Source organism: Nocardia amikacinitolerans NBRC 108937 (assembly GCF_001612615.1).
Lineage (GTDB): Bacteria > Actinomycetota > Actinomycetes > Mycobacteriales > Mycobacteriaceae > Nocardia > Nocardia amikacinitolerans.
This window is the reverse complement of the sequence record NZ_BDAU01000001.1, coordinates 282,170-296,671: the sequence shown is the minus strand read 5'-3', so window position 1 is coordinate 296,671 and position 14,502 is coordinate 282,170. Positions and strand designations below refer to the sequence as shown.

The window sequence follows — 14,502 nt, the reverse complement described above, 5'->3', positions numbered from 1 at the left end:
TCCCGCGTGACGCATGAGCCCGACCGCACGACCGTGCGGTGCGTGTCGGGAGCGCGGAAGCTGTTGACCTGCTGGAGGTTTCACAGAAAACTATGCCGCCGCCGCCGAGCGCGCGACCCGGCGCGAGGTGATCTCGCGCACGGAGTGACGCCGTCGCCGCGCTCCGCCCTCGCTTCGCGCCCCGGTGTGCCCTGCCCGCGGTGGGGTGGCTGCGGTGCGAGCGGAATTCGTAGCGCATCACAATATTTCCGCGGAATTTTCGTTTCCGGGAACGGAATAGCGGCGGAAGTGAACGCCACGGACGGAAATCGGTGTCGGAACAGAATTCCTTCGGTCGCCGCTTCGGCCATCGCAGCGCACTCGCCGCGTACATTCTCATCGAGCCGACCGACCGCCCGGATTTCGAGCGCGCGGTCGCTGTGCGAGTCGCCCGGCTATTCCGAAACGCGACCTGGGAACCACCGCTGGATTCGCGCGTCGGCCGCCTCGGCCTTCTCGCGCGCGAGTTCCACCGAGGGTGCGGTGAAGGGTGCGCGCGGCGCGGGACCGGACAGGAAATCGGCATCGACCTTGCCGACCAATCCGCCGCCGAATTCGATGTGGCACGCGCCCCTTCCGCGGTACCGGTCGGTCGCGTCGGATCCGCGCACTTTCGCCGCGATGCCCGCGGCCACCGTGCGGGCGGCGTCCTCGGCGAAGACCCCCGCCCGTGGCACCGGCGCGTCGGCGCAGTCGCCGAGCGCGTAGACGTTCGGATAGGGCGTCTCCAGGGTGCCCGGGTCGACCGCGACCCAGCCGTCCGTGCCACCGACGGTCAACCCGGACGCTTCGACGACCGCGGGCACGCGGTGCGCCGGGATGCCGATGAAGAGGTCGTAGGCGATCTCGCCCGCACGGGTCAGCGCGACGTGGCGGTCCGGCTCCAGGCCGTGGACCAGCTGGCCGGGCGTGTACTCGATCCCGCGCCGGGTCAGCGCCTCGACGAGGGCGGCGGAGGTGTCCGCCGAGACCGGGATCGGCGAATCCATCGGGCTGATCATCCGGATGCGCGTGCTGTCGCCGAGTCCGCGCCGCGCGAGCTTCTCGTGTAAGAGCATCGCCCCCTCGTACGGTGCGGGCGGGCACTTGAAGGGGACGCGAAGGATCGCGAGGACGATGTCGCCGCCGTCGAAGCTGTCGAGCCGGTCGCGCAGCCTGGCGGCCCCGTCGATCGAGTAGTACTCGTGGCCGTCCTCGACGAAGCCCGGGGTCGCGGCCGGGTCGTAGTCGGCGCCGAGCGCGACGACGAGAATGTCCGGCTCGTACTCGGACCGATCGGTGACGACGCGGCGGGTCCGCGGATCGATCGCGGTGACTTCCTCGCGCCGGAACTCGACGCCCGGATGCGCGAGGTCGGCGTACGGAACCCGAACGGCCTCCGGCGGAACATCCCGGAACAGGATCTCCAGTTTGGCGAAGCCGAAGGTGAACGAGTCGTTCCGGTCGATCAAGACGACCCGAACCTCGTCGGCCAGCGAACGCGACAGGAGGGTGGCCAGCTCCAAACCCCCGAACCCGGCGCCGAGAATGAGCACGGTTCGCATTCGCCCATTCTCCACCCGTTTGCCACTCGTTCGCTGGCGTTCGGAGTTCTGCGCTCGGATCCGCCGGGTTCGGACCGATGACGGCGCTGAACGTGCCAGCAGGCGCGGGTCACCGCCATCTGCTCCCACCGCCACCTCCCGGCATGCCACGGGCCTGGCGGCGCCCCGCTCGGAACCGCCCGCCCAGGTACCGTCGCGCGCATGGCTTGCAGAATCACCCAACTCATACTCGACTGCGCCGACCCGCAACGGCTGGCGGACTTCTGGTGCGAAGTCCTCGGCTACGTCGAACTCGGCTGGGAGGACGACGCACTGTAGATCGGTCCGCCCGGGATCGGGTTCGGCGGGCCGCAGCCCACGCTGATGTTCATCCCGAGCGCCGAGCCGAAGCGCGGCAAGCTGCCACTGCACATCGACGTGAACCCCACCGATCGCGATCAGGACGCGGAATTGGAGCGACTGCTCGCCGCGGGTGCGCGGACGGTCGACATCGGCCAGACCAGCGCCGCGACGTGGCACGTGCTGGCCGACCCGGAGGGAAACGAATTCTGCCTGCTCCGGCGCCGAGTCGAGGCGGTGCAGACGCATCCGAACACACGGTGACACCGCTTCTTCCAGGGCCATGCTCGCGGCGATGCCGACTCCGTTCTGGTCTCAGGACAACTTGCCGTCGTAGTCCGGCAGCTTGAACGTCCGCTCGGCGTGCCCGCCCGCGAGATCCGATGCGCTGTTGCCGATATTGGCGACGATGGTGTAGCCGTCGCCCTCGATGTCGATGCGGGCGTTGGTCTTGTACTGCTCGAGCCCGGACGAGCCGGCGGACAGGGTGGTGAGGGGACTGCCGTAGAGGCCGTCCACGGGGTAGCCGACGGCGGTCAGGTTGGTCTGGGTGTAGAGGTTCATGAGCGCGGGGCGGCCGGTGACGAAAATGATCGCCGCGCCTTGCGATTCGGCCCACGTGGCGAGTTGCAGGATGGGCGCGATGGCGGGGGTGATGGGGCCGGGGTTGTACTGCGTTTCCAGCGAGGTGTTGTCGATGTCGAGGACGATCGCCGGTCGTGTGGCGCCGGGCAGCCGTCCGGCCAGGTAGTCCCTTGCCTGCGCGGCGACCGTCTGCACCTCCGTGATCCACTGCGCGTACGGGGGCAGGCCGCCGCCACCGGAGAGCGAGGAGGAACCGGAGCCGCCCGACAGCGACGACGAGCCGGAGCCCCCCGACAGCGAGGACGAGCCGGTGTCGGCCTGCGCGGCGGACAGCGGGGCGGCGACAGTGATGGTGATACCGAGGGCGATGCCTGCAACAGAGCGTCTCATGATCAGGGACGTTATCGCCACTGAAACAGACGCGCAGCTGTTTCACATTGTCCCGCTCGGTATTTCCCGCTCAGTGGGACGGACGCCGTCGAAACACAAGGGCAGGTGTCGAATTCGTGGTACATCCGTCGAAACCCAAGGCCCCGTATCGAACTCGTGGTGCGGACGCCCTCGAAGCGCATGAGGTGCCGAACCTTTTGTGCGAACGCAACTTTCGGTGACGGCGTTCCTGGGAATCACACGGTCCGGTAGGTGCGCGCTACCAGCGCCGAACGCAGATACCAGAGCCCGGAGGGCTGCGACGGATCGAAGCCGGTCAGCTGGCCGATTCGTTTGAGCCGGTAGTCCACGGTGTTCGTGTGCACGTGCAGCACGCGGGCGGTGCGCTGACGGTTGAGGTTGTTGGCGATGTGGCGCTGCAACGTCTCCAGCAGTTCCGGGTGCTCGTCGAGCGGGTCGAGCAGCGATCCGAGATATTCGCGGCCCGGCCCCGGGCGGGTCAGCTGGTATTCGAGCGCCAGCTCGTCGAACCGGTAGAGACCGGCCACCGCTTGGAGGCGCTGCACCATGTCGAGCAGTTCGTGCGCCTGATCGGCGGCATTGGGTATCTGCTCGGGGGAGGCCTCGACCATGGTCGCGGTGATGCCGACCTGGGCGGACCGGGAGAGCTCGGTGATCAGCGCGTCGAGCTGCCCTTTGTCGAGCGCGCCGGAGGGAATCAGGATGGTGCCGCCGTCCACGCTGAGCAAGGACAACGCGGTGTTCCCGCACCGGGTGGCCAGCTCGGCCTGCACCCGGCGCAGCTTGCGTCTGGCGACGACCTGACCGTCCACGGCCGGATTGCGTTCGTCGCGATGCTGGGGAATGGCGACCGCGATCACCGCGTAGGACGACGCGATGGCGATGCCGCATTCGCGCGCCATCGTGGAGGTGCTGTGCCCGCCGAGCAGCGCGGAGGTGAGGGTGTGCACCGCGGTGTGGTGCTCGCTGACCACCGCGCGCAGCTCACGCACATACGCCACCGAGATCGCCGAGGTGATCTGGTCGAGCATTTCCACGACCATCTTCGCGCCGTCGACGAGGTTGCCGTAGTCCTTGATGGTGGCGTTGGAGACCACCAGATCGAAGCCGATCTTGAAGCCCTCGTGGATCGAGTGGTGGATCGTGTCGATCGGCACGCCCTCGCGCGCCCAGCCCGCCGCGGCGTCCTGCAGTCGCTGCAACTTCGCGGGAATGTCCTGACCGTCGAGCATGCTCACGGCGAACTCGAGGCAGAGCCGGGTGATGGTGGTGACGTCGCCGGTGATGGCGTCACCGGGGAGGGTGCCGCAGGGGACCACGTTCTCGACGAAATGTCCGACCATCTGGCGCGATAGGCTCCGGACGTCCTGCAACGGCGAAGACATCGGTCGGCCGGACAAAGTCAAGCTCGGCCTGGCCCCACTGTCGACGGTCATTGGCGACTCCTTCCGCCCGGGATTTTGCTGTGCGGCGCATTCACACTAACCGCATGATCAGCGGCGCGGATCGATTCGTCGGGTTCTGTGACATGACGACGCGGCCGAATTCGCGGCCTTGTGAGCGCTCACAGAACGGAGAGTCGAAATACGGTTCGCGCCATCCAGAGCCCGGACCCGAGAGCGTTTGACAGGCAAGCGGATGCACGTCCATCGCGCGGCTGCTTGTCGGGAACTGTCGAAGGTCGACCGGATGGCCGAGTAGCCCACACTTCACCGTGACGCCGAGCCGACCACCCGGATTCGCTCGGCGTTCGCTACTCGGCGACCCAGGGCACGAAACTGCCTGGCGCGCATGCCCACTGACCGAGGTCGAGCACGGGGGAGCAGCGGCACGGTACCGCCCGCGCAAACGCCATTCGTCCCAAGCGAGCGCTTGTGCGGTCGAAGGTCCGGGTGCCGGAACGACCTACCGTGCCGACCGGGCAAGCGCGACAACGTCGTTCGCGCGGCGCGGAGCGCTGACGGTTTGCCTCATCGGATCGGGTGGCGCGCCGCCGGGCTGCCGGTAGTATCACCCGGGCCGGACCGGCCACCCAGAAACCTGGGGCTTGCCCGGCACGTGTCGTGCCCCGATGGTTGCACTAGCCCGTCTGCCGGGCACGCCACGGCAGGGAAGGCAGTGCTGACGAAACGATAGGGGCAGGCGATGAGACCGGCTCTGAGATGTCTTGTCTGGGAACTGGACAACACGATGTGGGACGGTGTCGTGTGCGACGCGACCAGCTCCGCGCCGAGGCCCGCGGCCCTGCGCACGTTGCGGACGTTGAGCGATCGCGGCATCTGGCACGCCGTGGCCAGCCGCAGCGACCGCACTCTCACGTTGGACCGGCTGTACCGGCACGGCCTCTACGAGATGTTCTCGGCGCTGGAGATCGGCTGGGGCCGTAAGTCCGCCAGCATCGTGCGGATCGCCCGAACCCTCGGCCTGAGCTTGGACACCATCGCGTTCGTCGACGACGAGCCGGTGGAGCGCGCCGAAGTGTCCCGCGCGCTGCCGCAGGTGCGCTGCTACGCGGCCCGCAACATCGACGTGCTCACCGCGCTGCCCGACTTCAAGCCGGTGCTCGGCACCGGCCCGACCCCCACGCCACCGCTCGGCTTCGACCGCGTGCCCGTCTTCTAGCCCGGCCGGACCCCGCCGGGAAGGTCAGGCCTCCCGCAGGAACTTGGCCGCCTGCTCGCCGACGAACACGCTCGGCGCGTGCGTGTGGCCGCGGATGAGCAGCGGCATCACCGACGCGTCGGCGACTCGAAGCCCTTGCACGCCACGCACTTCCAGCCGCGGCGTGACAACGCTGGCCGGGTCGGTGCCCATCCGGCAGGTGCCGACCGGGTGGTAGAGGGTGTGCGAGTAGCCGTTGATCGATAGTTCGAGGGTGGCCTCGAGTTCGTCCGGCGCGTTCGGCGGATAGATGAGGCTGCCGAGCACCGCCTTCATCGCGGGCGCGTCGGCGATCTTCGCGCAGGTGCGCAGGCCCGCGAGCAGGGCGGCGCGGTCGGCGCCCGCGGAGTCGGACAGGTAGCGGGGATCGATGACCGGCTTGGCGGTCGGATCGGCCGACCCGAGCGCGATCCGCCCGCGGCTGTGCGGGCGCAGCAGCACGGTCGCCAGGACGACGCCGTGTTCGGTCGGATCGACCAAACCCTCGTAGTAGAACGGCGCGGGCGCGTAGATCAGCTCGAGGTCCGGCAGTTCCAGTTCCGGCTTGGATCGGACGAAGCCGTAGGCCTCGCCGATGTTGGAGGTGAGCATGCCGCGGTGGCGCAGCAGGTAGTCGATCAGCTGCCGAGGCTTCTTGTCGGCGCCGAACAGCGAATCCTCGGCCACCCCGTAGCCGATGGCCGCGACCAGGTGGTCCTGCAGGTTGGACCCGACCTCGGGCGCGTGCTCCACCACCTCGATCCCGTGGCGGGTCAGTTCGTCGGCGTCACCGATACCGGAGAGCATGAGCAGCTGCGGGCTGTTGATCGCGCCGCCGCACAGCACCACCTCGCGGCGCGCGGTGACGGTGTGGGTCACGCCGTTCTGGCGGTATTCCACGCCGACCGCGCGCTTGCCCTCGAAGATCACGCGGGTGGCGAGGGCTTCGCTGTGCACCGTGAGGTTGTCGCGGCGTAACGCGGGGCGCAGGTAGGCGTCGGCGGTGCTCCAGCGCCTGCCGTTGCGCTGGGTCACCATGGTCTGGCTGAAGCCGTCGGGCTGCGGGCGGTTCGGCGCTTCGACGGTGAACCCCGACTCCTGCGCCGCCGTCAGGAACGCCGCGGTCGAGGAGCGCGGGCTGCGCTGGTGCGAGACGTACAGCGGTCCGGCCGTGCCCTCGTCGGGGTACTGCGCGTCCTCCACGTTCTCGATCCTGCGGAACTGTTCGACGGCCGCGGCGAATCCCCACTCCTCGCCGGCCAGCAGCGCCCATTCGTCGTAGTCGGCGCGGAACCCGCGCACCCACATCATGGCGTTCATCGAGGACGAGCCGCCGTACATCCGCCCGCGCGGCCAGTACACCTGCCGGTTGTCGAGCTGCGGCTGCGGCTCGGTCAGGTAGTCCCAATCCAGTTCGGAGCGAAAGAGTTTCGCGAACGCCGCCGGGATGTGGGCGAACTTGTCCTTGTCCGGCGGGCCCGCCTCGAGCACCACCACCTGGGTTCCGGAATCCTCGCTGAGCCGGTTGGCGATCACCGCGCCCGCCGACCCCGATCCGACGACCACGTAATCGGCCGAGAGCTGCCCTGCTGCCACTGTCCACTCCGATCCACACCGCTTAGGGCAAAGATACGGCCAACGACGCCGGCCCGGCCAGGTTTCGCGCGGACGTCCGCGTATCACAGGGCGAATGGCCGGAGGCAACGCCGCTTTGTGCCACGGTGCTACGGCGGGGGGACTAGCGTGAAGTAGTGGCCCCGGCCACCCAACCGCATCACCTTCCAACGTCTGTCCAACGACCGAGGAGTGGGTCCATGCCAGCGCAGCGCCGTACCTATCTCGTCCGACTCGATCCCGCGCACCACACCGAGGCCGCGGGCGGAAACCGGGCGAGGCTCTTCGATTGGCTCGAGACCGCCTCCGCCGAGGTCGTCCAGCTCTGCGGCGCGGACCGCGTTGTCGTCTCCTGCACCGGCGTTCTCGCCGATGAGTTGCGGGCGCTCGACTACGTCCTCGACGTCGAACCGCACGAGCCGCCCGAGTGACGCGCCGGGATCGACAGGCCTGCGGCGGCGCTAACGAATCGGCAGCACGCTCAGGACCGGGTCGTAAGCCCAGTTCAGCATGCGCGCGGCATCGTCTTTCGCGATGACGTCGCTGTGGGCCGAGCTGTGCAGGACCACGCCGATCAGCGGTATTCCCGCCCGGACCGTTTCGAACAGCAGGCAGGTTCCCGCGGCGTCGGTCCATCCGGTTTTGATGCCGATGGTGCCGGGGTAGTCGCGCAGCAGCCGGTTCGTGGTCCGCCAGAAGTGTTCGCGGTTGCTCGGGCCCGCGGGCACGTGATGGGTTTGCGCGCTGACGATCTCGCGGAACACCGGCAGGCGCATCGCGCGCAGGCCGAGGGCCACCAGGTCCGCCGGTGTGGAGTGGTTGGAGTGATCGTCGGGGACGGGCAGTCCGCTGGGGTCGGTGAATTGTGTTCCCGCCAAGCCCATGTGGCGCGCGAGATCGTTCATCCTTCCGATGAAGGCGTCTTGGCCGGGCCCGTATTCCTCGGCGAGGGCGTAGGCGGCGTCGCAGCCCGAGGGCAGCATCAGCGCGTAGAGGAGCTGTCGCGCGGTGAGCACCTCGCCGGGGGCAAGGCCCGCAGTGCTGCCGTCGTGCCTGACGCAGTAGCCGATCGCTTCGTGCGGCACGGTGATCGCCCGATCGAGGTCGCCCGCGTCGATCACGACCACCGCCGTCATCACCTTGGTGATGCTGGCTATCGGGACGGGAGTGTCCGGCTGTCGCGACCACAGTGCCGTGCCGGTGAATCCGTCTGCCAGCACCGCCCCCGTCGCCTGCACTCCGTCCGGCCCGGAAGTCAGCCAGGGCAACTGGATATGGGGCATGCTCGCCGCGGGTGCCGTCGCGACACCATGACTGGCTGCCACGACCAACGCTCCGGCGACGACAGCCTGCAACAATCGGGCAAATGTGCGCATGGCCCACATTGTGCCGTTCGCCCTCATCGATCAGCGGGATTTCGCCATCCGGATTTCCGCGCGGCTCCGGCGGCACAATCGGCTGATCATGGACGCTGCCCATTGACGGCCAAAGGCGATTCACGTTGGTACCGGCCGGTCCTGCCCGGCTCCGACCCGGTCAGTCGGCCGCATCCGGCGCTGGACGGTTTTCCACGCGCGGGTGCCGCTGAAACCAGTCGGCGTAGCGCCGAGCAAGCGGCGCCGCGCTGAGTCCGTGTGCGAGCACCGAAAGTCCGACCGTGACGACAGCGGTGGTGAGGAGCGAATCTTGGTGGGGCAGTTCCCGGTTCTCCTGCAGGACCAGGATGACGAAGACGATGGTGGCCAGCCCACGGGGACCGAACCAGCCGAGGAAAGCGATGGTCGGGGCACGGGCATGGGTGCCGATCAGCGACAACGCGACGGGGATCATCCGGACGACGGTCAAGCTGAGCACCGCGTAGCCGAATACGGTCCAGGACAGGTGATCCAGCGCGGTGCCGAGCAGCACGGCGCCGAACACGATGAAGGTCACCGCGCTGAACAGGTCACCGGCCTCTTCGAGCAGGCCGTCCGGGGCGGCACGGGGCGCGTAGCGCCGGGCGATCGCTCCGAAGGTCAGTCCGCCGACGAAGGCCGCGATGAAACCGGACCCGCCGACCGGCACGGCGACGGTGTAGGCGAGCGCGGCCGCCGTGACGGGAACGATCTGCGCCCAGGCGCGCTCGATCGTGTGGTGCCGCTCGGCAGTGACAAGAACCGCGGCGGCGATCGCTCCGGTCCCGACACCGGCCACGACGCCGTACCCGATCTGCTCGGCGACCAACTGGGCGGCAGCGCCGTGGCCGATCGCACCGGCCTCGCTTTGGGCGAGCGCCAGTGCGACCAGGAACAAGGGCACGCAGATTCCGTCGTTGAGACCGCTTTCGACATTCAAGCCTTGCCGGACGCGTGCGGGCACCTCCCTGAGTGTGACGACAACCTGTCCGAGCGCGGCGTCGGTGGGGGCCAGGATCACCGCGAGCAGGAGCGCTTCGGGCCAGGTCAGGTCGTCGAGCACGAGGAGCCCGGCGCCGAACCCCGCGAGAATCGTCAACGGCAGGCCGATGCCGAGCAGTCGTGCGGGCAGGGCGATCTCGGCGCGCAGTTCGGTCGGGTCCACTCGGGCGGCGTCGGAGAACAGCACCAGTGCCAGGGTGATCTCGGCGAGTAGTCTGACGGTTTCGGCGGTGCTTTCCACCTCGACGAGCCCGAACACCGTGCCACCGAGGACGACACCGCCGACGGTGAAGACGATCGGTCCGGTGATCGGTGTGCCCGCGACCCGCCCGGAGATCGCCGCGAAGAGAAGCAGCACCGCGGCGATCGCGGGTAGTGCCCACGTCATGGCGTCACCACCTTCTCGCAACCGCTGTCTCGCCTCGGCACGCGATACGGGTCGACCACCCCGCTCGGACGACCGTCAGTGTTCGGGCTGCCAGGTCGTGAGAGCCCAGATGACCGCCACGCTCAACGCGATGACCACGATGGACCACCAGGGGTAGTGGGGCAGGGAGAGGAAATTCGCGAGGATCACCAACGCCGCGATCCCCAGCGCGCTGTACCGACCCCACGCGGTTCCGAAAATCACTCCGAGAGCGCAGATCAGCGCCAGGACGCCGAGCGCCAGATGGATCCAACCCCATGTCGTCGTGTCGAACTTGTAGACGTAGTCGACACCCGCCACGTAGAGCTCGTCGTCCACCAGTGCGGAGATGCCCTCCAGAATCGAGGTCACCGCGAGAATCAGCAGCATGGACGCGGCGATGAGGGATATCCCCATTGCCACGCTCTGCCGCTGGAAGGGCTCTTCCTCGGGCGGGACTTTGTTCGTAGCGGACGTCTCGCCGGTCATGGTCGTCTCCTTTTCGGCGGTGCGGACGATGGAATCCTGGGCAAACGCCGCAGCGGCCCGCGAGGTGGACTCACCACGCGGGCCGCTGCGCGATCCGCCGATCGAATGGCAACCGGCGGTGACGATCTCACTGACGACGGTCAGCAGTTCCTCGGGGCGGGCTCGCCCTCGATCCGGGCGTTCAGCCACGTCATCGCCTGGGGCGCGCCTGCCAACGCCGCGGACAGATGCTCGGGAACGTCTACGCGCAGCGTTGCCAACTGCACCCCCGCGTCGCACCAGCGACGGTCGGTGTTGACGATGGAGCCGACCGGAATCAGCGGGTCACTCGGCGAATGCCATTCGAACACCGGGATTTCCGGCACGCCGGGGTACAGTTCCAAGCTGTTCTCCTCGACGACCGCCCTGGCATCGCCTGGCATGTCGAAGAAGGGGTTGGAGGCGTAGTCGCGCGCACCGGTGTTGGCGCCGATGGCGAGCAGTTCGTTGGTGCAGCTGTTGGCCATCGCATCGCGGACCGCGAGGCCGCGGGGATTGAGATGCGCGCCGAGCGGCAGCCGGTCCGGGTACTCCCGTTCCAGACCGATCGCCACCGCCATGGCCAGCCCGAAGGCCGGGTGCGGGTCGTAGCCCAACGCCTCCGCCATGGTCCACAAGTTCATCGGCACGCCGCCGATGGCGGCGCCCGCGAGCCTCAACTCGGGCGCGTACGTCGGTTGCAGCGCCGCCGCCCACGAGGTGGCGATGCCGCCGCCCGAGTAGCCCACCATTCCCACCGGGCTGTTCGCCAGACCGAGTTCGGGTAGTCGTTTGACCGCGCGAATGCCGTCCAAGGTGATCTGGCCACCGAGGCGAGCGGCGCCGAGGGCGAACTGCGGACCGAGATGATCCGGCAGCGCGATACTCCAGCCCCGCTGCAACGCGACGTTGAGAATCGGCATGGTCAGCGTCAGATTCACATCGTGGTCGTAGAGCCTGCGTGACACCGCGCAATGGCTGCCGAGCGAGTTGATGAAGTGTTGATACGACAGCAGCGGCGCGTCCGGCCGGTTGCCGAGGGGGGTGAGGATCGTCGTTGTCGCGGCGATCGGGTTGCCGTGCGAGTCGGTGGACCGGAACTCGACCTGCCGGACGGTGGCGCCGGGGAAGAGCGGCAGCGGCGGCAAGCCCCGCACGTCCAGCACGTCACCGGGTCGGTGCGCGGCCAGGTCCGCCGGTGCGGCGTAGAACGGGTCCGGATCGGGTACCGGATACAGCGGTCCCGCGGTTGCCGTCGTCGCCAGCAGTACACCCAGCGCCATACCGCCGAGCGTGCCGAGGACGTGGGTCACGCGGTTGCATCCATGGCCGGGGAACAGGGAAAACCTACGAGTCACGACCTCTGACCTCCAGGGGAGAGCACGGATACGTCGACGAGCAACCAGCATTCAAATGCCCTTGTCGGCAAACTCCCAGCGACACGCCGCAGTGGACCGGAGCGCGCCGGAAAATCGCGTTTCGACCGCGCTGCCTCGAGGCCCTGGCTCCCGGCCGGTACCGTCGCCGGCATGAGCAAGTCGGTCGTGGAGCTGTCCCATCCGATCTCGGACGGCATGCTCACCTACCCGGGCCTGCCGCGTCCGCGAGTCACCCCGGACATCTCGCGTACGCAATCGCCGCTGATCGACATGGCCTACGAGATCGCCCGCGTGGACATGGTCGGCCACACCGGCACCTACCTCGCCGCGCCCTTTCATTTCCACGCCGAGGGCGGCGACATCGCCGAGCTACCACTCGAGCGGCTGTTCGATGTGCCGATCGTGATGATCCGTGCGACGGGGATCCGTGCGGTGGGGCCGGATCTGCTCGGCGACCCCGCCCGGCTGTGGGGCAAGGCGGTGCTCGTGCACACCGGATGGTCGTCCCGCTGGGGTTCGGCCTCGTATCAGGGGCCCGGGCATCCGTTCCTGGTCGGCGAGGTCGCGGACGCGCTGGTGGCCGCCAATGTGGCGCTGGTCGGCATCGACTCGCTCGACATCGACGACACGTCCCTGCCGACGCGGCCGTGTCACCACACCCTGCTCGGCGCGGGAATCCCGATCATCGAGCAGATGACGAACCTCGACGCGGTGCCCGACATCGGCGCCAAGCTGGTCGCGCTGCCCGCGCCGGTGCACGGAACCGGCTCGTTCCCGGTGCGCGCCGTCGCTTGGACCGACTGGTAGCGCCGCTCAGCCCGCGGCCGGGGTCTCCTGGTTCGCCGGGCGCACCGGAACGATCGGCAACACGAGCGCGGCGGGCGAGCCGGCAGGCACCACCGGCTTGACCGGGGCGACCGGCGAAATCCGCTGGTACCCCTCGCTTTGCGACGGCCTGGTGTCCACCTCGCCCTTGTTCGGCCAATAGGCCGCGGCCCGCTCGGCCTGCGCGGTGATGGTCAGCGACGGGTTCACGCCGAGGTTGGCCGAGACCGCCGCGCCGTCCACCACGCTCAGCGTCGGATAGCCGAAGACGCGGTGGTAGCCGTCGATGACGCCGTGCTCCGGGTCGGCGCCGATGGTGGCGCCGCCGAGGAAGTGGGCGGTGAGCGGGATGTTGAAGATCTCGCCCCAGCTGCCGCCCGCGATGCCGCCGATCTCGTCGGCCACCTTGCGCGTGACCTCGTTGCCGACCGGGATCCACGTCGGATTCGGTTGGCCGTGGCCCTGTTTCGAGGTGAGCTTGCGCCCGAACACACCGCGCTTGGTGTAGGTGGTGATCGAGTTGTCCAGGTGCTGCATCACCAGCGAGATGATGGTGCGCTCGCTCCAGTTCTTGGTACTCAGGAACTGGAACAGGTGCAGCGGGTGGCGCAGGACGAGCAACAGGAACCGCAGCCAGCGCGGGATGCGGCCGCCGCCGTCGACCATCAGCGTCTGCAGCAGGCCCATCGAATTGGAGCCCTTGCCGTAGCGGACGGGTTCGATGTGGGTGTCGGGCGTCGGGTGGATCGAGGACGTGATCGCCACGCCTTTGGTGAAGTCGACACCGGGGGTGACCTTCCTGGTCGCCGCGCCGACGATCGACTCGGAATTGGTGCGGGTCAGCACGCCGAGCCGCGGGGAGAGCCCGGGCAGCACGCCCTTGTCGCGCATGTCGAACAGCAGCTTCTGGGTGCCTCGGGTGCCCGCGGCGAGCACCACGTGCGCGGCCGTGTACGTCTTGGGCTGTTTGCGGAGCAGCTTGCCGGTGCGCTTGGTCTCCACGTCCCAGGTGCCGTCGGGCAGCGGCCGCAGCGCGGTGACCGTGGTCATCGGGACGACCTCGGCGCCTGCCTGCTCTGCCAGGTACAGATAGTTCTTGACGAGCGTGTTCTTGGCGCCGAACTTGCAGCCGACCATGCAGTCGCCGCATTCCACGCAGCCGGTGCGCTCGGGCCCGACACCGCCGAAGTAGGGGTCGGCCACGGTCTTGCCCGGCTCACCGAAGAACACGCCGACCGGTGTCTGCACGAAGGTGTCACCGACGCCCATGTCCTCGGCGACTTTCTTGAAGACCTCGTCGGCGGGTGTCATGTGCGGATTGCGCACCACGCCGAGCATCTTCTGGGCCTGCTCGTAGTAGGGCGTGAGTTCCGAGCGCCAGTCCGTCATCTCGCGCCACTGCGGGTCCTGGAAGAACGGCTCCGGCGGAACGTAGAGGGTGTTGGCGTAGTTCAGCGAACCGCCGCCGACACCGGCGCCGCCGAGGATCAGCACGTCGCGCAGCAGGTGGATGCGCTGAATGCCGTAGCAGCCGAGCGCGGGCGCCCACAGGAACTTGCGCAGGTCCCAGCTGGTCTTGGGCAGTTCGTCGTCGGCGAAGCGCTGACCCGCCTCGAGCACGCAGACCTTGTACCCCTTCTCCACAAGGCGCAGCGCGGTCACGCTGCCGCCGAAACCGGAACCGACGATGAGCACATCGAAGTCGGTTGTTCGCTGGGACATGCGCGGGACTCCTCGAACGGTCGGCAGTGACCCGCGTTACGCTAATGCGGACAGTAGGAGCTGTCAACGAGGAGTCGACCGGGGTATCTATGCTG

General features: G+C 68.4%; 12 protein-coding genes and 1 pseudogene. 4 read left to right on the top strand and 9 right to left on the bottom strand.

What is annotated here, in order from left to right:
- Window positions 1-434: 434 nt before the first annotated feature.
- On the bottom strand, window positions 435-1,583 hold the full coding sequence (locus NAM01S_RS01370; protein ID WP_067778143.1) for an NAD(P)/FAD-dependent oxidoreductase: 1,149 nt from the start codon (window positions 1,581-1,583) through the stop codon (window positions 435-437).
- A gap of 201 nt (window positions 1,584-1,784) precedes the next feature.
- Here NAM01S_RS01370 and NAM01S_RS01365 point away from each other — a divergent pair.
- Window positions 1,785-2,186 (top strand): annotated as a pseudogene (locus NAM01S_RS01365) (VOC family protein).
- A gap of 51 nt (window positions 2,187-2,237) precedes the next feature.
- On the opposite strand, the gene NAM01S_RS01360 reads toward NAM01S_RS01365, so the two are convergent.
- Both NAM01S_RS01360 and NAM01S_RS01355 read right to left on the bottom strand, forming a co-directional pair.
- Complete coding sequence (locus NAM01S_RS01360; RefSeq protein ID WP_067778142.1) at window positions 2,238-2,897, bottom strand: HAD family acid phosphatase; 660 nt, start codon at window positions 2,895-2,897, stop codon at window positions 2,238-2,240.
- A gap of 236 nt (window positions 2,898-3,133) precedes the next feature.
- Window positions 3,134-4,354 carry a PucR family transcriptional regulator gene (locus NAM01S_RS01355; RefSeq protein ID WP_067778141.1) on the bottom strand — a complete coding sequence of 407 codons (1,221 nt, stop codon included), beginning with the start codon at window positions 4,352-4,354 and terminating at the stop codon, window positions 3,134-3,136.
- Window positions 4,355-5,063: 709 nt separating this feature from the next.
- Here NAM01S_RS01355 and NAM01S_RS01350 point away from each other — a divergent pair.
- The gene (locus NAM01S_RS01350; protein ID WP_067778140.1) at window positions 5,064-5,540 is read left to right on the top strand and encodes an HAD-IIIC family phosphatase; all 477 of its coding nucleotides are present in this window, start codon (window positions 5,064-5,066) and stop codon (window positions 5,538-5,540) included.
- A gap of 24 nt (window positions 5,541-5,564) precedes the next feature.
- Here NAM01S_RS01350 and NAM01S_RS01345 read toward each other — a convergent pair whose 3' ends face one another.
- Window positions 5,565-7,154 carry a GMC family oxidoreductase gene (locus NAM01S_RS01345; protein ID WP_067778139.1) on the bottom strand — a complete coding sequence of 530 codons (1,590 nt, stop codon included), beginning with the start codon at window positions 7,152-7,154 and terminating at the stop codon, window positions 5,565-5,567.
- A 218-nt stretch (window positions 7,155-7,372) separates the two neighbouring features.
- Between NAM01S_RS01345 and NAM01S_RS01340 the strand changes: the two genes are divergently transcribed.
- Window positions 7,373-7,603 (top strand): hypothetical protein, encoded by a 231-nt coding sequence (locus NAM01S_RS01340; RefSeq protein ID WP_067778138.1) that lies wholly within the window; start codon window positions 7,373-7,375, stop codon window positions 7,601-7,603.
- A gap of 30 nt (window positions 7,604-7,633) precedes the next feature.
- Here the strand turns inward: NAM01S_RS01340 and NAM01S_RS01335 are convergent, their stop codons facing one another.
- From NAM01S_RS01335 to NAM01S_RS01320, 4 genes are all read right to left on the bottom strand, one after another.
- Window positions 7,634-8,548, bottom strand: a complete 915-nt coding sequence (locus NAM01S_RS01335; RefSeq protein WP_067778358.1) for a D-alanyl-D-alanine carboxypeptidase family protein — start codon at window positions 8,546-8,548, stop codon at window positions 7,634-7,636.
- 160 nt (window positions 8,549-8,708) lie between these two features.
- Window positions 8,709-9,956, bottom strand: coding sequence for a cation:proton antiporter (locus NAM01S_RS01330; protein ID WP_067778137.1), 1,248 nt, complete (start codon window positions 9,954-9,956; stop codon window positions 8,709-8,711).
- Window positions 9,957-10,031: 75 nt separating this feature from the next.
- Window positions 10,032-10,652: a DUF7144 family membrane protein gene (locus NAM01S_RS37015; RefSeq protein WP_307188652.1), complete on the bottom strand. Its 621-nt coding sequence runs from the start codon at window positions 10,650-10,652 to the stop codon at window positions 10,032-10,034.
- Window positions 10,604-11,764, bottom strand: a complete 1,161-nt coding sequence (locus NAM01S_RS01320) for a lipase family protein (RefSeq protein ID WP_067778355.1) — start codon at window positions 11,762-11,764, stop codon at window positions 10,604-10,606. Before NAM01S_RS01320 ends, NAM01S_RS37015 begins: the two co-directional genes overlap by 49 nt.
- A gap of 246 nt (window positions 11,765-12,010) precedes the next feature.
- Between NAM01S_RS01320 and NAM01S_RS01315 the strand changes: the two genes are divergently transcribed.
- A complete protein-coding gene (locus NAM01S_RS01315; RefSeq protein WP_067778136.1) occupies window positions 12,011-12,667 on the top strand; it encodes a cyclase family protein in 657 nt (218 codons plus the stop codon).
- A 6-nt stretch (window positions 12,668-12,673) separates the two neighbouring features.
- Here the strand turns inward: NAM01S_RS01315 and NAM01S_RS01310 are convergent, their stop codons facing one another.
- Window positions 12,674-14,407 carry a GMC oxidoreductase gene (locus tag NAM01S_RS01310; protein ID WP_067778135.1) on the bottom strand — a complete coding sequence of 578 codons (1,734 nt, stop codon included), beginning with the start codon at window positions 14,405-14,407 and terminating at the stop codon, window positions 12,674-12,676.
- Window positions 14,408-14,502 lie beyond the last annotated feature (95 nt).

Bases quoted from the DNA above. Each gene is read 5' to 3' on its own strand.
- NAM01S_RS01330 (WP_067778137.1), bottom strand. From the start codon at position 9,956: ATGACGTGGGCACTACCCGCGATCGCCGCGGTGCTGCTTCTCTTCGCG.
- NAM01S_RS01315 (WP_067778136.1), top strand. From the start codon at position 12,011: ATGAGCAAGTCGGTCGTGGAGCTGTCCCATCCGATCTCGGACGGCATG.
- NAM01S_RS01370 (WP_067778143.1), bottom strand. From the start codon at position 1,583: ATGCGAACCGTGCTCATTCTCGGCGCCGGGTTCGGGGGTTTGGAGCTG.
- NAM01S_RS01335 (WP_067778358.1), bottom strand. From the start codon at position 8,548: ATGCGCACATTTGCCCGATTGTTGCAGGCTGTCGTCGCCGGAGCGTTG.
- NAM01S_RS01350 (WP_067778140.1), top strand. From the start codon at position 5,064: ATGAGACCGGCTCTGAGATGTCTTGTCTGGGAACTGGACAACACGATG.
- NAM01S_RS01320 (WP_067778355.1), bottom strand. From the start codon at position 11,764: ATGGCGCTGGGTGTACTGCTGGCGACGACGGCAACCGCGGGACCGCTG.
- NAM01S_RS01360 (WP_067778142.1), bottom strand. From the start codon at position 2,897: ATGAGACGCTCTGTTGCAGGCATCGCCCTCGGTATCACCATCACTGTC.
- NAM01S_RS01310 (WP_067778135.1), bottom strand. From the start codon at position 14,407: ATGTCCCAGCGAACAACCGACTTCGATGTGCTCATCGTCGGTTCCGGT.
- NAM01S_RS01340 (WP_067778138.1), top strand. From the start codon at position 7,373: ATGCCAGCGCAGCGCCGTACCTATCTCGTCCGACTCGATCCCGCGCAC.
- NAM01S_RS01355 (WP_067778141.1), bottom strand. From the start codon at position 4,354: ATGACCGTCGACAGTGGGGCCAGGCCGAGCTTGACTTTGTCCGGCCGA.